The sequence below is a fragment of the Mucilaginibacter gossypiicola genome, from assembly GCF_900110105.1.
In the GTDB taxonomy this organism is placed as follows: domain Bacteria; phylum Bacteroidota; class Bacteroidia; order Sphingobacteriales; family Sphingobacteriaceae; genus Mucilaginibacter; species Mucilaginibacter gossypiicola.
Window position 1 is genome coordinate 16,473 of the sequence record NZ_FOCL01000009.1, and the last position, 21,299, is coordinate 37,771.

Annotated in this window: 14 protein-coding genes and 1 tRNA gene; 6 read left to right on the top strand and 9 right to left on the bottom strand. The window is 42.3% G+C overall.

Going from position 1 to position 21,299, the window contains the following annotated elements; translation table 11 throughout:
• Positions 1 to 16: 16 nt before the first annotated feature.
• Positions 17 to 631, bottom strand: coding sequence for a class I SAM-dependent methyltransferase (locus tag BMX50_RS24940; RefSeq protein ID WP_091216234.1), 615 nt, complete (start codon positions 629 to 631; stop codon positions 17 to 19).
• 104 nt (positions 632 to 735) lie between these two features.
• Between BMX50_RS24940 and BMX50_RS24945 the strand changes: the two genes are divergently transcribed.
• Positions 736 to 1,062 (top strand): MmcQ/YjbR family DNA-binding protein, encoded by a 327-nt coding sequence (locus BMX50_RS24945; RefSeq protein ID WP_167668111.1) that lies wholly within the window; start codon positions 736 to 738, stop codon positions 1,060 to 1,062.
• 19 nt (positions 1,063 to 1,081) lie between these two features.
• Here the strand turns inward: BMX50_RS24945 and BMX50_RS24950 are convergent, their stop codons facing one another.
• Both BMX50_RS24950 and tsaD read right to left on the bottom strand, forming a co-directional pair.
• Complete coding sequence (locus tag BMX50_RS24950) at positions 1,082 to 1,267, bottom strand: hypothetical protein (protein WP_091216242.1); 186 nt, start codon at positions 1,265 to 1,267, stop codon at positions 1,082 to 1,084.
• Between the two features lie 102 nt (positions 1,268 to 1,369).
• The gene (gene tsaD / locus BMX50_RS24955) at positions 1,370 to 2,371 is read right to left on the bottom strand and encodes a tRNA (adenosine(37)-N6)-threonylcarbamoyltransferase complex transferase subunit TsaD (protein WP_091216247.1); all 1,002 of its coding nucleotides are present in this window, start codon (positions 2,369 to 2,371) and stop codon (positions 1,370 to 1,372) included.
• Between the two features lie 201 nt (positions 2,372 to 2,572).
• Between tsaD and BMX50_RS24960 the strand changes: the two genes are divergently transcribed.
• On the top strand, positions 2,573 to 7,003 hold the full coding sequence (locus BMX50_RS24960) for a translocation/assembly module TamB domain-containing protein (protein WP_091216251.1): 4,431 nt from the start codon (positions 2,573 to 2,575) through the stop codon (positions 7,001 to 7,003).
• 301 nt (positions 7,004 to 7,304) lie between these two features.
• On the opposite strand, the gene BMX50_RS24965 is transcribed toward BMX50_RS24960, so the two are convergent.
• The 3 genes from BMX50_RS24965 to BMX50_RS24975 form a co-directional block, all read right to left on the bottom strand.
• Positions 7,305 to 8,510 (bottom strand): bifunctional 3,4-dihydroxy-2-butanone-4-phosphate synthase/GTP cyclohydrolase II, encoded by a 1,206-nt coding sequence (locus BMX50_RS24965; RefSeq protein WP_091216256.1) that lies wholly within the window; start codon positions 8,508 to 8,510, stop codon positions 7,305 to 7,307.
• Positions 8,511 to 8,645: 135 nt separating this feature from the next.
• Complete coding sequence (locus BMX50_RS24970) at positions 8,646 to 10,100, bottom strand: LptF/LptG family permease (protein WP_091216259.1); 1,455 nt, start codon at positions 10,098 to 10,100, stop codon at positions 8,646 to 8,648.
• A 106-nt stretch (positions 10,101 to 10,206) separates the two neighbouring features.
• Complete coding sequence (locus BMX50_RS24975; protein ID WP_091216262.1) at positions 10,207 to 10,587, bottom strand: START-like domain-containing protein; 381 nt, start codon at positions 10,585 to 10,587, stop codon at positions 10,207 to 10,209.
• 161 nt (positions 10,588 to 10,748) lie between these two features.
• Here BMX50_RS24975 and BMX50_RS24980 point away from each other — a divergent pair.
• A tRNA-Met gene (locus BMX50_RS24980) sits at positions 10,749 to 10,822 on the top strand.
• A gap of 159 nt (positions 10,823 to 10,981) precedes the next feature.
• On the opposite strand, the gene BMX50_RS24985 is transcribed toward BMX50_RS24980, so the two are convergent.
• Together BMX50_RS24985 and BMX50_RS24990 are read right to left on the bottom strand one after the other, a co-directional pair.
• Positions 10,982 to 11,839 carry an AraC family transcriptional regulator gene (locus BMX50_RS24985; RefSeq protein WP_091216265.1) on the bottom strand — a complete coding sequence of 286 codons (858 nt, stop codon included), beginning with the start codon at positions 11,837 to 11,839 and terminating at the stop codon, positions 10,982 to 10,984.
• Positions 11,840 to 11,902: 63 nt separating this feature from the next.
• Complete coding sequence (locus BMX50_RS24990; protein ID WP_091216947.1) at positions 11,903 to 13,114, bottom strand: amidohydrolase; 1,212 nt, start codon at positions 13,112 to 13,114, stop codon at positions 11,903 to 11,905.
• Positions 13,115 to 13,339: 225 nt separating this feature from the next.
• On the opposite strand from BMX50_RS24990, the gene BMX50_RS24995 reads away from it, so the two are divergent.
• Positions 13,340 to 14,686, top strand: coding sequence for an amidohydrolase (locus BMX50_RS24995; RefSeq protein WP_091216268.1), 1,347 nt, complete (start codon positions 13,340 to 13,342; stop codon positions 14,684 to 14,686).
• 243 nt (positions 14,687 to 14,929) lie between these two features.
• On the opposite strand, the gene BMX50_RS25000 is transcribed toward BMX50_RS24995, so the two are convergent.
• Positions 14,930 to 15,802 carry a PIG-L deacetylase family protein gene (locus BMX50_RS25000; protein ID WP_091216271.1) on the bottom strand — a complete coding sequence of 291 codons (873 nt, stop codon included), beginning with the start codon at positions 15,800 to 15,802 and terminating at the stop codon, positions 14,930 to 14,932.
• A gap of 925 nt (positions 15,803 to 16,727) precedes the next feature.
• Here BMX50_RS25000 and BMX50_RS25010 point away from each other — a divergent pair.
• Both BMX50_RS25010 and BMX50_RS25015 read left to right on the top strand, forming a co-directional pair.
• The gene (locus BMX50_RS25010) at positions 16,728 to 19,745 is read left to right on the top strand and encodes a SusC/RagA family TonB-linked outer membrane protein (RefSeq protein WP_091216951.1); all 3,018 of its coding nucleotides are present in this window, start codon (positions 16,728 to 16,730) and stop codon (positions 19,743 to 19,745) included.
• A 34-nt stretch (positions 19,746 to 19,779) separates the two neighbouring features.
• A complete protein-coding gene (locus BMX50_RS25015) occupies positions 19,780 to 21,288 on the top strand; it encodes a RagB/SusD family nutrient uptake outer membrane protein (RefSeq protein ID WP_091216955.1) in 1,509 nt (502 codons plus the stop codon).
• The last annotated feature ends 11 nt before the right edge of the window (positions 21,289 to 21,299 follow it).

The following is a 21,299-nucleotide window of genomic DNA, read 5'->3' on the forward strand; positions in this document are numbered from 1 at the left end:
AATCTATAAGTAACGGTTATTGCTTTTGTATACACCAGGTTGTCATGCAGCGCAGGTTTTGAACGTTGGTTGTTTTTATAGGCTCATAAAGCTGTGCACCAAGCTCGCGGGTGTATTCAAGCAGGATCTCTTCGTTTACCAAAAAACGTTCGGAGCCGTCGGGCAGCAGATAACGGTAGTTACCCAATGGCTGCACTGATGTTTCAATACCGATATCAGATGCCAGCCTTGCAAAAAAATAACCACCGGGCTTCAATACCCGCCATAGTGAGCGCAACATGCTGTCAAAATGCTCAGCATCATTAGCAAAGTGCAGCACAGCGCTGCAAATTACAAGATCGAACTGCCCATCACTGAAAGGCAAATTTTCGACAGCGGCGAGCTTGAAGTTATCGGGCGAATGATCAGGGCACAGTTCGGCAGATAAACGTTTAGACAATTCAACAGCATGTTCGCTTTGATCAACACCATAAACCTTAAAGCCATTCTGCAAAAAATAAGCAATGTTCCGGCCGTTGCCACAGCCCGCATCAAGTACCGAATGGCAGTTGTCAAAACGACCTTTCAACAACTGGTCGAACAAATAGATGTCGATATTGCCGTATAGTTTCCGGAGGTTATTGCTGCTCATGGCCCTTGCTGATTTGAACCCGAAATTACTGTTTTATTGGATGCGTTTAAGAAAACTTATTAACTTTAAGTATGGCTACCGATATGCAAATATTTATGCAGTTTATGAAAAGCACCCTGTTGCCACTGCCAGGTGTTACTCACAAAATGTGCTTTGATGACCCTGCTTTTTATGTTAATAACAAAATTTTCTGCAGCATAAAAGAGAAAAAAGAACTATTAGGTGTCCATACCGTTGAGCGGGAAAAATGGATAGCGCTTGATCCGCATACCTTTTTTATTACCCCGCATTATCAAAACTACAAATACATGCTGGTGAGGCTCGAAACGGTATCGCCCGATGACCTGAAGCAATTATTAATGACAGCATATCTTGCAAGGGCCACCAAAAAACTGATCAGGCAATACGAAGAGATGATTGCAAATGAATAAAAGCCGATAAGGTTCAATGTTACGGCCTTATACCATTCAGCGCTTCGCGGTTAAGGTAAACGTAAATTAAAACGCCAACAACTAATGCAGCCAGCACAATAAGTCCAACCTTTCCCTTTTTTTTATCCTGCCGTATAAGCCAAACCATAGCGGCAATTAATGGGATAACAAAAACAATGTAAAAAATATATCCTGATGCGTTCATATGCCCCCTACCCCCCTAAAGGGGGAATGTTAATTTGTTATTTATATGTACTCCTAAACTTAAGCTATCCCTCCATAGCTCCCCCTTTAGGGGGCCGGGGGGTTAAAAAGCCATCCTCGCCATCGGCGCAACGTCCTGCCCTATAAATTCGCCTTTCAGGTATTTGTGATAACCTGCTATAGCTATCATGGCGGCATTATCAGTACAGTATTCCATTTTAGGAATAAAAGCGTTCCACCCGTTTTTTTCGGTCATGCCCTGCAGGCCTAATCTCAAACCTGTATTGGCCGATACCCCACCCGCCAAAGCTATATCTTTTATGCCATATGCCTGTGCCGCTTTTTGCAGTTTGTTAAGCAAAATCGTAGCGATCCGCTTTTCTACCGATGCGCAGATATCCGCCATATTCTCGCTGATAAAATCAGGGTTTTGCGCCACGTTATCACGGATAAAATACAGGATAGAAGTTTTTAAACCGCTAAAGCTAAAGTCATACCCGGGTATCTGTGGTTCCGGAAACTTATAAGCATCCGGGTTTCCCTGGCGTGCGTATTTATCAATAAGCGGTCCGCCGGGATAAGGCAGGCCTAAAATTTTACTGGTTTTATCCATGGCTTCGCCGGCAGCATCATCAAGGGTTTGCCCTATGATCTCCATATCAAAATAATCCTTGACCAGCACAATTTGCGTATGCCCTCCCGATACGGTAAGGCAGAGAAAAGGGAAGGAAGGATTTTTATCGCCGATAAAATGTGCCAGGATATGGGCCTGCATATGGTTGATATCAATGAGCGGGATGTTTTTTGCCAATGCAAAAGCCTTTGCAAATGAAACTCCCACTAAAAGAGAGCCTAAAAGTCCCGGACCGCGTGTAAAAGCTACCGCATCAATATCATTTTTGCTTACTTTTGCGTTCAATAATGCCTGCTGAACAGCCGGAACAATATTTTGCTGATGAACCCTTGAGGCTAACTCCGGGACAACGCCTCCATAGGCCTCGTGTATGGTTTGATTGGCAATAACATTGCTCATGATCACACCATCAACACAAACCGAAGCTGAGGTTTCATCACATGATGATTCGATTCCTAAAATTACGGGCACGTATTTGTTAATTATTGATTTACTGATTTAGTGAATTAGTGATTTATTAATGAGAAGCAAACTAATCCGTCTTAATAATTGTATAGGGATGGAGAAAAATTCACTAACTCACTAATTCGCTAACTCACTAATTAAAGGTGCAAAGTTATTAAAAAAGTACTCAAAATATTCCTGGGCCTGGTATTGTTCATTTTATTGACATTGAGCATACTTTTACTCACGTTTCAGTTTAAGCCGGTACAAACCTGGGCTGCAAAAAAGGCAGCAGATTACCTTGCCGGCGAATTGAAGACAAAAGTTGGCATTCAGAGCCTTTATATCAGGCCATTCCGCTCGGTAGTAATTGAAGGGCTTTATATTTTAGATAAGAAACAAGACACTATACTAAGTACACCCAAACTGGCTGTTGATATTGATGATTTTTACCTTTTCAGCAGCATTAAACGCCGTACCATCAACTTTGCCAATATCGAACTGGATAATGGCTCCTTCTATCTTAAAAAACAAAAGGACAGCACCACCAATCTTGCTTTTGTTATTGATTATTTTAACTCGGGCGATACAACCAAAAAGCCGGAGAGCAAGCCGTGGACACTAAACTTCGGCACCATAACCATCAACAACTTCCATTTCAGGTACAAGAACAGCCTGCGTGATACGGTGATAGCCGGCGTTAACTTTAACGACCTGGACGTGCAGCATTTCAGCACAGAGATACAGGGCATGGATTTAAAAAGCCACCTGTTTAAAGGCAATATCAAAAGCCTGAGCCTGCATGAAAAAAGTGGCTTTACGGTAAAACACTTTGCATCGGATGCCACGATAGATACCAACCAGATTTTGTTGAAACACCTGGCCATTCAAACACCCCGATCAGACCTGAAAGATTTCTTTTGGATGAAATTTAAATCATTTGATGACTTTGACGATTTTGAGGATAGGGTGCACATGGATGCCAACTTTAAATCATCACACATTTCGTCATCAGATATCGCTTACTTTACAGGGGCACTTAAAAAAGTAAGCTTTGATTTGGGCATAGATGGACAGGCCAAAGGCTATGTAAACAACCTTAAAGCCAAAAAAGTAACCATTACCGGCGGACAGGCCACTTTTGTTAAAGGTGATTTTAACCTGCACAACCTTACCGATTGGGACAACGCTTTCCTCGAACTAAAATTTGACCAGGTTGCCTCTAATAAAAAAGACCTTGATTACCTGATTAGCCATTTTTCGGGAACGCCAACAGATAAAGCCCCGGCCATACTTTCTAAATTCGGCAATTTCAATTTCACCGGCAGGTTTACCGGTTCTCAAAATGATTTTGTGGCTTACGGTGTTTTTAAAACTGCACTCGGTCGTTTTGATTCAGATATCAATCTTAAAATCGACAAAAACAGCCGCCCAAGCTATAGCGGCAGGATCAATACCTATGCATTTGATATGGGTACTCTGATTGATGAAAAAGATCTGGGCCGTACCACATTTTCATCAACTATTACAGGCAGCGGCGACCAGCTTAAAAGCCTTACCGAAAAGATTGATGCCAAAATAGCTTCAGTTACCTATTCAGGTTATACTTATAATAAACTTACCCTTAACGGCACTTTTATAAACAGGCTGGCCAATGCACATATAACCATCAACGACAGAAATGTAAAGCTTGACCTGAAAGGCAAAGTTGACCTCAGGCCTACCCTGCCAACCTATGACCTTACTGCCGATATCAAAGACGCTAATCTGAATAAACTCGGCTTCACTAAAGATACTTTAACTATAAGCACACTGCTTAAAACTCAGTTTAAAGGCGATGACCTGGCTAACTTACAGGGCAATATTCTGTTTTCGCCGGCAAGGGTAGTCGATCCGCGGAACAATTATGCTGTCGATTCTCTTTATCTGTCGGCCGAAGGCATTGGCAACAACCGTACTATCGCTTTAAAATCTGATTTTGCGGATGGCAGTATCAAGGGTAAGTATGACCTGGCAACGCTGCCATCGTATTTTAAAACCATTGTTAAAAAATATATCCCATCCATTAAAACAACAATTGTACCGCCCAAGCCTGAGGAGTTTGATTTTAACCTGAACCTGAAAAACCTCGATCCGCTTACGGCCATATTCCTGCCCGATCTGAAAATTCCCGACCAGGGAACCTTTGTCGGGCAATTTAACTCGGAGAAGAAAACAGCTACATTGTCGGGCTATATCAAAACACTTAAATACGGCAAAACCGTTTTCCATGATTTCATTATCGACGAAAACACCACCGAAAGCATGCTGGGCCTCAACTTGTCGCTAAGACGGATTGACCTTACCGATAGCCTTTTCATTAAGGATATCAACATCACCAACTTCCTGAAAAACGACAGTCTTAACTTTAACGTTAAACTCTCCGATAAAAACGCAGTTAACCAGCTGGATCTTTACGGCCTGGTTGAATTTGGCCGCGATACCACCGCCAAGCTAAAACTGCTTCCATCAGATGTAATACTGGAAAAAGAGAAATGGAAGATCCAGGAACAGGTACGAATCCGTTTACTGGACGGCAAAACCCAGGTATCGGGCTTTGAGCTTTCCAACGGACCGCAAAAGGTATTTATTGATGGGTTTATATCTGATAACCCTGCCGATCAGCTAAAGCTTTCGTTCCAAAAGTTCAACATGCGTACGTTTAACCAGCTTACACGCACTTCGGGCGTAAACTTAAAGGGCTATCTGGATGGCGATGTTAAAATGACCTCGGTACTCAAATCGCCGGGTATCGACTCACACCTAACCGTTGATTCACTTACCATGAATAAAACGCTGGTGGGCAATGTAAAATTAGTTACCACACTTGGTAATGATCGTAAACAGGCCGATATTAATATGAATATCATTAACCGGGGACTCGAAACCATGAACATTGGAGGTACTTACTCTTTTGGCAAGGAAACCGATGATAACCTTGATTTTGATATCAAGATGAACCAAACCGAAGCCATCATATTTGAGCCCTTTATCAAAGACCTGGTTTCGAACGTAAAGGGACACGTTTCAACCGATCTGAAGCTTACGGGCAAACCGTCAAATCCTCAGCTTAATGGTTCTGTTACCCTTATTAACACCGGCCTTACCGTTAACTACTTAAAAACAGCCTACACTGTTAATAATAAACTGGATGTAAACAACAGCATCATTAGCATTAAGGACATGGTTTTGAAGGATATTCATAAAGGCACAGGCACCGCCAACGGCACTGTGGATTTGAATAATCTGTCGAACCCGGATATTAATGTTAGTCTTAAGGCTGATAACCTGATGGCCCTGAATACCACGTTTAAAGATAATCACCTTTATTTTGGTACAGCCTATGGTACAGGCACGTTTAATTTCAACGGCCCGGTTGATAACATGAAGATTGATATTACCGCCAGCACTAACGCCGGAACAGTATTTAATATCCCGCTCAACACCTCTTCAACCGCCAACGACTACGATTTCATTAAGTTTGTAAGTCACAGTGATACCGCCAAAGTTGCACCTAAAGTACGTGCATTTAATGGCGTTACCCTAAATTTTGATTTAAGCGCCGACGAAAAAACAATCGTAAAAATAGCTACAGATTATGGTCAGCTGGAAGGTAGTGGTGTAGCACGCAACTTAAAGCTGAATATTAACAGCCTGGGCGATTTTGAGATGTATGGTGACTTTTTAATATCCTCGGGTAAGTTTGAGTTTACTGCCAAAAACTTCATCAGTAAAAACTTTACGGTAAGTCAGGGTGGTACGATCAGGTGGACGGGCAACCCTTCAAATGCCGAGATAAACCTTAAAGCCCTTTATGAGGTACGTACCAGCAAAGCGCCGTTATATACTGCTGCCGGTTTACAAACCCCAACCTCCGGGCAGCAAACGCTGGTACAGGCCGAACTGATCCTCACCAAATCACTGTTACAGCCCAATATCGATTTTGACTTTAACTTCCCTACCGACCCATCGGTTAAGGACGATCTGGCTACTTACCTTGCCGACGCGAATAACAGGAGCCAGCAGGCTATCAGTATTATTGTACGCCGTAACTTTACATCAAACAGTAACAATTTAACCAACCAGGTGTTGGGAACTGCAGGCGAAGCCGTGAGCGAATTTGCATTTAATAAGCTTAACAGCCTGATTTCGCAATCAAACATCAAAAATTTCGATTTAAATATCCGTTCTTTTAATGAGGCAAGTGCTTCGTTGCGTTTCTTTGACAGCAGGTTATCATTTAACGGAAGCTTATTCAGCAACAACGGGTCAAACGATATTTTCAATAATAATAACAGCAACCTGTTTAATCAGCGGTTTAATAACCTAACCAAAGACTTTGAGGCGCTGTATAAAATACGCCGCGATGGTAACTTAACGGCACGTTACTCGTACCGAGCCTTGAATAACGTAACACTAAGCAGCCTCACAGACGTGCTGGCCCCGCAATATGTTAATGGCTTTGGTTTGGTTTATCAACGTGATTTTGACACTTTTGGAGAGTTTATCCGCAATATATTCAGGCAAAGCCGCCGCAAAACTACACCGGTTAATCCTGCACCAATTCCCACATCAACCACAACTCCGGCAACCAAACCGGATGAAGATGATGACCAGTAAACTGAAAGCAGAAAGCTGAAAGCCAAAAGTCTTTCAGTTTAAAAATAAAAAAACGTCATTGCGAGGCACGAAGCAATCCCCAACTGGCAGAGGAGCCATGCAAGTCCGCTCTGTAAAGTAAGGGATTGCTTCGTGCCTCGCAATGACGTTGGGGATATATCAGTTTTGTTGAACCATTTTTAAAACGACTTCTCACGAAATACATAATAAAAGGCTTAAAGCAGATCGCTTTAAGCCTTTTATTATAAAATTATTTATTTCGCTTTCGGCTTTTAGCCTTGAGCTTTAAGCTTCAAAAAAATCAATGATCACGCATAATGGCATGGTCCATCTTGTCTCGCTTGGTGCGCAGATAAGCTTCATTATGTGGGTTTGATGCAATTTCGATAGGCACATTTTCAACTACCTCCAAACCATAGCCGATAAGGCCGGCACGTTTTTTAGGATTGTTGCTCATCAGGCGCATTTTGGTAATACCAAGGCTGCGCAGGATCTGCGCGCCTATACCATAATCACGCTGGTCCATTTTAAAGCCAAGCTTCAGGTTGGCATCAACGGTATCGTAGCCGTTTTCCTGCAAGTGATACGCTCTTAATTTATTGATCAGGCCAATACCACGGCCTTCCTGGTTCATATAAACTATAGCACCTTTCCCTTCCTTACTGATCATCTCCATTGCTTTATGCAACTGCGGACCGCAATCGCAACGGCATGAGCCAAAAATATCTCCCGTCATACATGAGCTATGCACACGAACCAAAATAGGCTCACCGGGCTCCCAGGTGCCTTTTACCAGGGCAAGGTGATTTTCGCCGGTATCAACCTGTGTGTAGGCTATCATATCAAAATCGCCCCATTCGGTAGGCATCTTAACTGCAACCTCACGTTTTACCATTGATTCATGCTCCAAACGGTAAGCGATCAAATCTTTGATTGATACAATTTTGAGGTTAAATTCTTTAGCTATCTCCAGCAAATCAGGCAAACGGGCCATTTCGCCATCTTCCTTCATAATTTCGCAGATAACGCCTGCGGGTTCCATTCCGGCTAAAACAGCCAGGTCAATAGCCGCTTCGGTATGCCCGGTACGCCTCAATACACCGCCATCCTTAGCTATCAGTGGAAAAATATGTCCCGGGCGACCAAGATCTTCGGGCTTAGTAGCCGGATCAATAAGCGCAAGGGTGGTTTTTGACCTGTCACTTGCAGAAATGCCTGTAGTACAGCCATGACCAAGCAAATCCACAGAAACTGTAAAATTAGTTTCGTGTGATGTGGTATTGTGGCTTACCATCGGCATCAGATCAAGCTCACGTGCCCGTTGCGCTGTAATAGGGGCGCAAACCAGACCGCGGCCATGGCGAACCATGAAATTGATTGTTTCGGGGGTGGCATTGCGGGCGGCTGTTAAAAAGTCGCCCTCGTTTTCACGATCTTCGTCATCAACTACGATAATTGTTTTACCTGCTTTGATTTCTTCAATCGCTTCCTGTATGGTGTTTAACATTATTTACTTCCTTGTTGGGTAGCGCCTAAACGCTTGTTTAATCTAAATCAAATTTAACGCATATTACCATGACTTGGGTCGGCGTTGTGTAAAATGATATTCCTTGTTATAATATGGCGTTTATTAAATATACCGCTAATGCGTGTGGCGGGTTGCCTTGGCCTTAAATTTTGCCGTTACACGATTTATAAAACGCTTGTAAATCTCCATGTCAAACAAAGCCGAATCTGTAGCCGCCTTATACGAAAGGAATAAACCTATGGGCAACAACGTAATAATAGAAATCCACATCCCCAGGTACTTATTAATATCTCCACCTTTAACTGATTTTTCGCCGATGGTGGTAATGATATAGTAGATGAGGAAAAACACTACCGAAACCACTACCGGTAAACCCAAACCTCCCTTACGGATGATGGAGCCCAATGGTGCGCCAATTAAAAACAGTACCAAACAGGCAACAGAAAGGTTATATTTTTTCTGATACTCTACAAAATATCTGCGGATGTTTTCCGAATCGCCTTTATACCTGTCGCTCCGATTTTTGATCACGTCCTTGATCGACCTTATTTCAGAAGCGGCACTGCTTAAACTCATTTGCTGCTCGGATAAGGAAAGGCCCTGAAAGGCATCTTTTTTAGGGTCAAACGTCTTATAATTTTTAATAGCCTTTGATTGTGTGGGTATTGAATAGTATTTGATATATGGTGTAACCAGTTTATAATTCACCATTACATTACTATCAACAGAATGCTGAGACGAATCGAGATAATGGCGCAATTGCCTGATATTCATCATCTGCGATGCTGTTTTAAACTCGCTTTCATTAGTACGGGCAAGCTTAAAACCCGAAAGATCAAACTTGGTTTCAGTTTCCTTAAAGCGCTGACGAAGCAGGCGCTGCCGGGTGTTATAGGTTGCGTTCTCGGAAGCGGTTTCTTCATATCTAACCCCATCCTTTAAACGCAATACCAGGTATTTGTCGCCCATGGTACGGAACATGGTACCTTCCCTGGCCAAAATTACTGTATTGTTGTTATCACCGTTCAGGCTTTTTTGATAGATCATGATATCGTACAAACGCTGCCCGTCAGGGTCTTTACGTTTTACACGGATTGTGTAGCCGGGAAAGCTGGTACTGAACACCCCCTCAGGCAGCAGATCGGCCGATTTCTGCTTACGTGCATCATACAGCAGCGAATAATATTTCAGGTTGGCTACCGGCAGCATATAGTCCGAAAAAAAGAACGCAGCAACACTAAGGATAGTAATGATGACGATCATGGGGTACATGGCGCGCTTTAATGAAATACCGGCAGCTTTGATTGCTACCAGCTCATAATTTTCACCAAGTGCACCATAAGTCATAATAGTCGACAGCAGTATCGATAACGGCAAAGCCATCTGAACGTTGGTTGCCGAATTATACATCATGAGCTCCAGTATGGTATACCATGCAAAGCCTTTGCCAATAAGATCGTCAATGTATTTAAACAAAAACAACATCAGCAATACAAACATCACGATGAAAAGCGTAACCAAAAAGGGCCTTATGAATGATTTAAGGAGTAAAAGGTGGATCTTCTTCATTAGTGCTATTTGCAATTAACAGGGCAAAAACAGTTGAGGGCACAGTTAAAACCCATTAACGTGCAAAAACAGTTCAGCGTACAAAATTAGCTAAAATAAAGTTTTATCAGGCGCCTAATACACTTATGAGGTAATCGATAGAGTTATCCCAAATCAGCTTTCGCTCTGCAATGGCATCTTCTAATGCAAAATCAGTGATGGCGAGCGCTACATCATTGGTAAGCTCATCCTGCAGTATTTCCATTTCAAAATAATACTGCGCATCATCATCAAGCCATTTAAAACGTACGGATTTGTTTTCCTTAACTGAGCAAAGTTTGGCTTTTTGCGACTCATCATCCCATGTAAAAGTATAAACATGGTCACGAATATTAACCTCATCGGCAAACCATTGAGACAAGCCATTAGGCTCGCTTAAGAAGCTGAACAGGATACGCGGAGATGACTTTATCTCGTATTCAATGGTAAATTTTTTCTTTTCGGACATTCGGTTTACACTTAAAAAAGAGGAATAAAACTAAAAATGAAACATTTTTTCTAAAGAAAACGAATTTCTACTATATTTGCAAACCTTTTTAGGGACGGCCACTTGTTTTAAAGCAAAGCCACTCTTTTTACCAACCATAAAAAGAGCCATAAAATAAAAACGGCGGGGTAGCTCAGATGGTTAGAGCGTAGGATTCATAACCCTAAGGTCGGCAGTTCGATCCTGCTCCCCGCTACTTAAAAAGCCAGCAAATATTTGTTGGCTTTTTTTATGCCAATAAAAATCTATTCGCCAGCCAATTACAATCCAACTTTTCGTTTTAACAACTTTGGCACGGCTCCGATCTTTTGATTCTCAAGCCACTAAACCTTTGAAACTACCCAACTTAAATTATTTATTTCTCTCTAAACTCCGTGGGTTTAGTTCCGGTGTGAGTTTTAAAAAAGTTGGAGAAATAAGCATTGTCTACAAAACCAAGTTGAAAAGCGATTTCTTTTATTGAGAAATCAGTTGAGTGCAGAAGACGTTTTGCTTCCAGCAAAACCCGTTGCTGGATCAATTGAGTCGCGGATATTTTAAGGTTGCGCTTGCAGAGGATATTTAAATAATTGGCAGATATATTGAGTTGGGAAGCATAAAAAGCGACCAGTTTTTCCTCTTTAAAGTGCTGATCGACCAGCATGTGGAATTTCGCAAGCCTTGGGCGGGATTGATATACCTTATAATCTGTAAAAACAGTTTCGGCCTCCTTACTAACTATAGCTGCTATGACCGCAGCCCTGGCGCTGATAAGTTCCGGAAGTGAGTTGCCCGTTTTTAATTCATCTTTAATTGCAGTAAACTCATACTTCAACAAACTGAAATTACTATCGCTCAGCGGAATCACCGGATGGTTAATATAATTCGTGAATGAAAAACGGAAATAGGGCGCAAAATGCTTAAGGAAGTTATGGTGCACCATTAACTGGTAACCGGTAGTATCAAGCTTCATATGCCAGCTATGTACCTGGCCCGGAAATAATACATGCACTTGTTTATCCCCTATCTGATAGTCACGAAAATCAATACTATGTACACCTTGGGCGCTATCGAATAACATGATAATAAAGAAATCATGCCGGTGAGGTTGATCGATATGCTTTTCTCCAAGCAGTTCGTTAAAAAGCAACTCCTCCCTCCCTGCCAGTTGCTCTTTTCTAAACTCCTGGATCCCGAGAACAGGAATGTGTTTGTAGTTATCAGGTTTGCTCACCGGCGGATCTTCTTTCTATTTGAAATATAGCAAATTTATTAAAAGAGATAAAAACCGCGACCGTTAAAATACGATGTTGCCTTTATGAATTAATGATTTAACCGGCGAGATACGGGCGACAGCTTCTGCCGAACAGGAAGCATCTAACAACACCGCGTCTGCATTATCTCCAACCTTAGGCCATTGTTGACTTCCATGATCATCTAACGGAAGCACGTAGCGTGTTGCAAAGGCCAAAGTTCTTGACAATTCCCATTCGGTAGTGTAACCATAAAGCTCTGCAATCAGATGTGCTTTCTGAAGCATATTCCCCGAACCAAAAGTGCTCCAGTGATCTTGTATATTATCGTTGCCCACCAGTACCTCCACGCCATATTTCCTGAGGGTTGGAATAGGCATGATAGTACCCCAGAATGGTACGGAAGATACAATCCCGACACCCGCGCCGGCAAGGCGTTCTGCAATTTTTTCTGTTTCTGCCGCGCTTAGGTGCCCCAGCGCAAAAGCGTGACTAACGTATGTCTTTCCTTTTAGCCCGGGATTTTCGAGTGCTTTATCAATCAGGAATTCGATCGTTTTTATGCCGCTTTCACCTCTTTCGTGCAGGTGAATGTCAATGCCTTTGTTGTTGTCGAGCGCAAGCTGCGTAATAAGCTCCATCGGCTTTTCAATACTGCCGTCAATGGAATAAGGATCAACGCCCCCTATAAAAGTTACAGAATCCATTCGGGCAACTTCTTTCAAAAGGGGTTCTGTTTGGGTATAGTAGATGCCATGCTGCGGAAAGGCAACCAATTCAGCATCCAATGTCTCTTTCTTGTTTTGTAAAGCTTCTTCCAGGTGGTACAACGAGTCCAATCGCGAAGTCGGTTCAATATTAAAATGAGACCGGATAAAATGCGTACCATACGAATGCAGAAAGTCGATCATCTTTTCGGTACGCTCCACGGAGGTTTTCAGCCATTCGGGAATCATCTTTTGCTCGTACGCAATCATGTCCTTTACCGTTCGTCTTTTAGCCGAAACCGCCTGCCAGGGCAAGCCAAAAAGCATCTTATCCAGGTGGGCGTGCATATCCTTAAAGGCGGGCAGCATAAGCCTGCCTTTGGCATCTACTCCATTTATGTTGAGATCATTAGGCTTGATGTTTGCTATTTTCCCCTTATCTACCTCAATGCAAAAGAGCGCAGTTTTTGTTCCTTTCGCTTCATCTCCCTCGTATTCAAAACCCGTTTCAAGCAAAACGTTTTTTAGCACATATGTTTGATTTTCCATATTAGTTTTTATAGTATCTGCTTCGATAAGACAACGCTGATATATTTTGCGGCTCCCCGCGGCAAAGTACGGCATGTTTTTAACCATCTATTTGCGAAATCTATCCTGATGCTTGAAAGATTTATCACTAAAACCAAAACTGTAATAAATCTTTCAAGAGTTGGCATGAATCCTACACGTGGCAAGAATAGTTGCGGATTATTTTTGTATAAATAATTTCAGTCTATGCAGAAACCGGAAATGTCACGTAAGGATTTTTTAAAAAAATCAGGATTATGTTTTGCAGGCATGGCTTTAGTACCCGGAGTATTGAATGCCCGGGGTGCCCAGGCACAACAAAGCGAAAGCCAGGAGAACAAACATGCGGGGAAAACCTATACTTTAAAAAATGTAAGGTTAGAAACCGGGTTTGAATATGAAGATAACGAAGTAGTTCATACAAAAACGGAGCTGTTTTCTATTTCCATCAGCAATGGAAAAATAAAAAGCATATCGGCCAATACGCCAAATGACTCCAATGCCGTTGACGCAAACGGACTGCTGATGCTACCCGCCTTCAAAGACATGCATATCCATCTCGACAAAACCTTTTATGGCGGGCACTGGCAGGCAACAAAAAAAAGAACGGGTGGTGTAAAAGGCATGATTGCATTAGAGCAGCAAATTCTGCCCGGTATGCTGAAAACCTCAACGGAGCATGCAGAGAAACTGATTGAGCTGCTTCAATCAAAAGGGTCGGCATTTGCCAGAAGCCATGTAAATATCGAACCTACTTCAAAGTTGCAATCGCTTAAAAACCTGCAAAAAGCGCTTGAAAATAAGAAGGACAGTTTTGGGGCAGAACTGGTAGCTTTTCCGCAGCACGGCGTTTTCTATACAGATTCGGTTCCTTATTTAAGGGAAGCCGCGCAAATGGATATTGATTTTATTGGCGGGGTTGACCCATATAGTATAGATGGCTCAATCGAAAGAACAATTGATTTCACGGTTCAGCTGGCTTTGGATAACAATAAAGGGATAGATATACACCTGCACGAGTCGGGAGATTCAGGTTTAAAAACGGTGGAATATCTTATTAAAAAAATAAATGAAAACCCTGTTTTAAAGAAAAAAACATATATAAGCCACTGTTTTGTTTTAGGGAAACTGGAAGCTGCAAAGCAGGAAGAAATTGCGGAACAATTGGCAGCTGCCAATGTTGGCATTGTATCTACTATACCTTTTGGCGGACTAATTATGCCGATACCTACCTTGCACAAACACAACGTTACAGTACTCACCGGCAACGACAGTATTATAGACCACTGGAATACCTGGGGAAGTGGAAGTGTATTGCAGAAGGCTAATCTTATGGCACAGCTTTATGGCTATTCTACAGAATTTTTACTATCAAGGAGTTTGAAACTGGCTACCGCAGGTGTGCTTCCATTAGATGATAAAGGAGTGCAGCAATGGCCTAAAGCAGGGGATGTGGCCGACCTGGTTCTTGTTGATGCCAGTTGTTCGGCTGAAGCGGTATCAAGAATATCTCCTGTAAGGTCACTAATACAAAAAGGGAATATTGTTTACTGATAAAACTCCTTACGGATTTTTGGTACAGATGCTGCCTGGTACCATTTAATTACGTCAAAGCATATTGCTTTTCCTTCAACGGATTTAGTTCCTTCAGCAATCGCCGAAGGAACTATTCCCGAAATGCCTGTGCCGGGATTATCTACGTTCTATTACTACATCATTTACATTGCATTTTTGTCTTCATTCTCTTTTCCATGTAATGGCTCCCCCGGCAGCAATCTGCAATACATTAACCAGCTTTTACCTGGGCACTACATGAGCGTGCCCGAGCATTGGCATAAGTTTCATCAGTTCCTCTTCGCTTACCTGCCTTCCAAACTCGGCTATTTCAAATGCCTCAGCATATTTTACTTCAGATGCAGCTTCCTTTCCGCACCATTTCTCCAATGTATAAATGTAAGACGGAAACACTTTACTGTACGCGTAGGTATTATCGTAAATTAATTGTTTTTGCTTTGCAGGGTCTTTTCGCACCTCTTCCAGTATGCCCATACCATGCGGAATTGCTTCTTCAACCTGTGTTTTGTGAGCGCCGCATGCAGCCAGTTTTGTTTCCCAAACCTTGTCGGTGCTAAAAGCAATGTCTGGGATATAAGAGAAAGTATGTGTGTAAAAATCACGCACATAAAGGAACACCGGGAGTTTCTCCATTTTCAGGTTCTTCGCGGCATCGCGCACAATGTATCCGGCAGTCATATTATCGATATGGCCGCCCTCTGCGGGATAAAAAGTGAACACCACATCAGGCTTAAATGCTTCTATGCTTTTGATCACTTTCCCTTGCGACTCTTTGGTGTTTTTTAATTGCTGATCGTGATAATCTAATACCTCATAATCTGCCAGGTTAAGGATCTTTTTAGCATTCATTGCTTCCTGGTAACGTCTTTTGGCCAGCACTTCTGGCTTTTCCTGCCAATGCCCTGCATCTCCGTTGGTGAGCGACATAAATTTCACCTGATGCCCCATCTGCGTGTATAAAGCCGCCGTACCACCGGTATACACTTCACCTTCATCGGGATGCGCGAAGATCATCATAACACGGAGCGGCTTCTGCTGCGCCCCTGCATTCAAAAAAAATCCAGAAATAAAAAGAGACAGAATTAACAATCGCATAAGTTCATGGTTTATAGATGAATAAATTCAACGGGCCCTTGGTTAAAAACAAAGCTATGTTCTCAGCGTCATCAGATGTTGGATTCATTATGCTAATAATTGTACATTTTATAACTATCTCGGTAATGACTGATTATTTCGTTGTAGTGAAAGGCAGGGTTTATCAATACCGGAAACATGAAGCGTGGGCTACTATGTTTTAACTAAAAATGTAAATCTTACATTTCATGACAGATTTTTAATCTTCAGGAACATCGTTTTAGCATTTTATCAGGATTTCACATGACACATTTCATGATATATTGTCAAAAAAGTCTAACATTCTACTGCTTTTTTTAACATTTTTTCAATTGTGATCGATTGTTACCATTTGAAATAGCAAAAATTTAATATTTTCATGATATTACTTGGTAAAACGTTTTTGTTAATTATATTTGTTAAAACCAGTTATTAAAATACATTACTTCTTAATCGTTTAAGCCACCTGACCTGCTTGTTTCGAGATTTACGTAATTAAATATATTAACCAATATCACTGACATGAAAAACCTGATTTACCTGTACCTCGTCCTTCAGAAACCTATCATCTGATAAGGCTGCGCCATCGAAAAAATCTCCTGTTGAGATTTTAGGCTTCAAGACTTTTATTATTTAACCTAATCACCAAAAGTGAAAAGAACACTTGTGCATTGTCATTTTTAATGATAAATCCGAGGGGGCATAACTATGCGCCGCTATCAAAGATATTCCTGCAGATTATTTTTGATTTCTTGTTCTTTTCGCTTGTAAATCAACACTATGAAGAAAGAATTACGCACCTCTTAATGTAAGGGCGCATGTTATCTGCATAACTCATTTGCAGGCACAGCAGCATGTGGCCGTTAAATCAAAAATTTTATTTCACAAACTAAAAGATCCATTCATTATGCGATACTTATGGCTGTGCTTTGTGGTTTTCGCAGCAATTACCACAAATGCACTTACAAGCTTAGCTAAGGGAAATGAGGGTAAAAAAAGTAAGGTAAAACGTCCTGATCCTGCTTTTTATAACAAGCCTCACATCCGTCGGGATACAACGGCAAAAGATTCATTATTAAAAGACAGCATAAATATTATTATCAGGCATACCCTTTATAATAAGCTGGCAGATAGTGTTACCAAAAAGCCTTATGAGCTATCTAAATTTCCGGCGGCTTCCCTGCAGCAACTTTTAAAAGGACAATTTGCAGGGCTTTACGTGCAGGAACCATCGGGCGAGCCTGGCAGCATGCAAAATATGTTTATTAGAGGCGTGCCCATGCCGCTTCTCTCTCCGCGGGATGTTTACCAGTCGCAGCCACTTGTTGTGCTGGATGGTATTCCACTGGTAACAGAACACCCGTTTGCATATGATATACAGCTATATGACTATAACAGGATGGGAACCGCAACCAACCCATTTGCTGGTATTGATATGAATAACATTGCCTCGGTTGAGGTATTAAAAGACCTGTCGGCTACCGCGGTTTACGGACCGCGTGCAGTTAATGGTGTTATCGTTTTAACCTCTAAAACCCCTGTTGCTGCCAAAAGCATCACTTTTGACTCGTATATAGGTTTAGCGCAGCGCCCTCATGTAACTACAATAAACGGTAAATATGAAAATGCTTTCAGGCAGCGTTTTTATGACCTTTATACTACCAATGGCAGGTATTCGGACGATGAAAACTATCCTATTTACCTGAGCGACTCATTAAATAATGTTTATAGTGGAAAATCTGACTGGAGCGACCTTTACTATCGTAACGCGGTAGTATACGGTATAAACTTTGGTATTTCCGGGGGAACAGATCGTGCTAACTTCCGTTTCTCGTTGGGTGATCTGAAGAATAACGGCATTGCTGATGGAACTGTGCTAAACCGTTATAGCGCGATGTTCAACATTAACATGAAGCCTCTCAAATGGCTCCTTTTTTCGACCATGGTAAATGCCAACCGGCTCGACAGGCAACGTAATAAATATCTTCGCGACAGATTTGCCCAGATCAATTACTTCCCCGATCTCAGTGCCCCACTGCCCCCCAACAAAGAGTATTATGCCGACTACCTGGCGCAGTACAAAAAAGGCTTCGATAATAACAAAACCAATATCGTTGATGGCTATGCCAAAATAGGCCTTGATTTGGGAAGGTTCAAATTCGTAACCACTTTCAATGTAGATTATAACGAAGGCTACCGCGACGTGTTTTATGCACGTACCCTTTTGCAAGGCAACAGCTATGCTTCCAATTACTTTGGGTCCAGTCAAAGAATAATGGCCGATAACAGGGCAACTTATGATCTGACAATCAACAAAGTAAACGACTTTCATTTTGAGCTTGGGCAATCAACGCAGTGGGATATTTACAAATACAGTAATGCCTACGCATACAAGGGCGTAAATGATTATATTAAGATTGACCTACTGGATTCAAACCCCAAAAACCCCGACGGGTCTGATAATCCCAATTATCTTAACCCTACCGCATTTCCGCGGGAGTTAACCTTCCGTTTCCTGGATAAAATCAAGCATAACCTGGTTTCATTTTATGCAAAAACCGATTATTCATTTAAAGAAAAGTACTTCCTTTCGGCAACGGTGCGTGCAGATGGCTCGTCAAACGCGCAGCCTACCAGCCGGTGGTTTTATTCGCCGGTGATATCTGCAGCCTGGAACATTAAGAAAGAGGTATTAAATAACAGTACGATCATCAATGATCTTATTTTGAAGGCAAGCGCCGGCAGGATCGGTCGCCTTAACGCGTTTGATAATTATGCGCAGGGCCCTCAATATACCGCATCGGTAGGCTATACCGGAAACTTAACCGTACCTGGCTACAACGCATTTGGTGTACTTACCAGGCCCTACTCTACCGGGTGGATCGGTTACGGCATACCATGGTCGTATTCCAACCAGCTTAATATAGGTACGGATGCCGGCTTCCTGAATAACCGTTTACACCTTTCGGTTGATTGGTACCTGAAACAGGAAAAGAATCTACTCATAGGCATCCCTGCTTTTGCCGAGTATGGTTATAAACAGTCTATCGAAAGCGGCATGGCTGTAAATAATACCGGTATAGACGTTTCTGTATCAGCCAATATCGTTCAAAACACCAGGTTTGGATGGACATCCTCCTTAAATCTAAATCATAATATCAATAAGCTTAAAGCTTTGCCAAGAGGCTTAAATCAAATCATTGTTGATGATAAGCTTTTAAAGGTGGGCAGCCCGATTGATCAGTATTGGTTACTGATCAATGATGGCATTTATAAATCGGAAAGCGAAATACCTGTTGTAAACGGGCAGCCGCTTAAGTACAATGGCATTGCCCTGCATGCCGGCGACCCAAGATGGCGCGATATCAATGGCGACAATGTAATTGACAATAACGATAAGGTATTAAAGGGGCATTCTTTACCCAAAATTTCGGGCGGATATGATAATAATTTCAGATATGGCAACTGGAACTTAAATATCAACCTGTATTTCAACCTGGGGCGCGACCTTATACACCAGGAAATGGCCAACCGGTTTGATTTTATTAACAGGGAAGGGAACAGCGATGTAAACTCTGTTAAAGAGATCACCTTTTGGGAAAAACGCGGCGACTACAGCAAATACCCACTGTATAATCCATGGAGCACCGTTATCCCCTATCGCGTTGATCAGGACCTTTTTCTTGAAAATGCCTCATTCCTGAAATTAAGAACAGTTTCTATCGGGTATGACCTAACCAAAGCCATGCGGTTAAAGAAAATCAAGCTAACCAGGTTCTATGTATATGCCACGGCAAATAATGTGTTCACCATAACACCTTACACCGGTCAGGATCCTGAATTGGTAAACTACGATGGCTATGATACGGGTTATGGCCTGCCCATACCAAGAACATATACCCTGGGTGTAAAAATGGAATTATGATATGAAAAACGATCACAAAAATCATGTTGTAAAAATGAAAAAGACATTATGTATTGTCCTGATCCTGTTTAGTGCAGCAATAACAAGCTGTAACAAAACACTGGATATTGATTCGACAAGGGTTGTGGGCGAAAAAAACATGTGGAACAAGCTTGAAGATGCACGGGCCGGCTTGCTGGGCGTATATGCGCTCACCCGCGCCGGATTATCAGACAACGACGGCCACTGGCTTTATGGCGATGTACGCACCGGCGAATTTATTAGCCCCAACCGGCAGGACCTCAAAGCAATTTCGAGCAATCAGCTCAACGCATCCTACCCAACTGTAGATGCCTTAAGCGACTGGACAAGATTTTACGCCATAGTTAATGCCGCAAATATTTTCCTTGAACGCATTGGCGACGTAAAAGCAGCCGATAAGCGCTATACAGAAAACTATATGATAGTTGATGTTGCACAGGTTCGCTTCCTGAGGGCCTTTACCTATTTCTATATGGTAAGGATTTGGGGAGATGTGCCCTTCATCGCGGCATCCCACGATGGCAAGTTTGAAAACCAGCCCCGCGAAAGTGGTAGCAAAATATTAGTTTGGGCCCAACAGGAAATGCTTAAGGCGGCAGCAGATCTGCCGTTTGTTTATAGCAACAACGATGTGCAGCAGCCTGGTAATTATTATAATGAAGATGCTACCCGCTGGGGCGGAGCTTTAGCTACAAAAAATTCGGCTTACGCAGTACTGGCTCATTTAGCGGCATGGCAGGGCAACTACACCGACGTAGCTACTTACGCCAAGTTTGTTGAAGATAACTATAGCAAAAGCGGCATCAATTTTCAAAGCACAGAAGATCTGACCAAATCAAACGGGTTCTTTTTCAATAAGAACACCAGCCAGATGTTTGGCTTTAACTCCGATTGGGGGCATGTTGACGGCGCGGTAGCCGGCCACATTGAAGAGCTAACCCTGGCCGAGCCTATACTAAATAAAAAAGTGCCGGATATCTATATGCCTAAGGATACCATTCTTAAAATATTCGATTTACCTAAAGACGAACGTTTTAGTATCGACACCCTTGGCCAGCCCCGTACCGAAAGATACTTCACCAATATCAATGGAAAGTACCCGATCTTCAGTAAGATAAAAGTGATACAGGGAGGTGTTTCTGACCCAACATTCCGATACTTCACCAGTGCGCTGATCTTTACAAGGATAGAAGATATTGTGTTACTCCGCGCCGAAGCACTGGCTGTTTTGGGTGATTTAAACGGTGCAGCAAACGAAGTATTTAATATAAGGACCCGCCGGGGGATAACAGACCTCACAATTGACGCCAGCCAGGATATTATTGATGAAATATTTAAGGAACGCCATCGCGAGCTTATGGGCGAGGGCCAACGCTGGTATGACCTGGTACGATACAATAAGATCAAGCAAAACAACCCGGCATTCATCAAGCTCATCAATTCGCAGGGAATATACTGGCCGGTATCGCGTAAGCTCATCGCACAGAACAACCTGTTAACTCAAAACCCATTTTGGAAATAAACTGACCATAT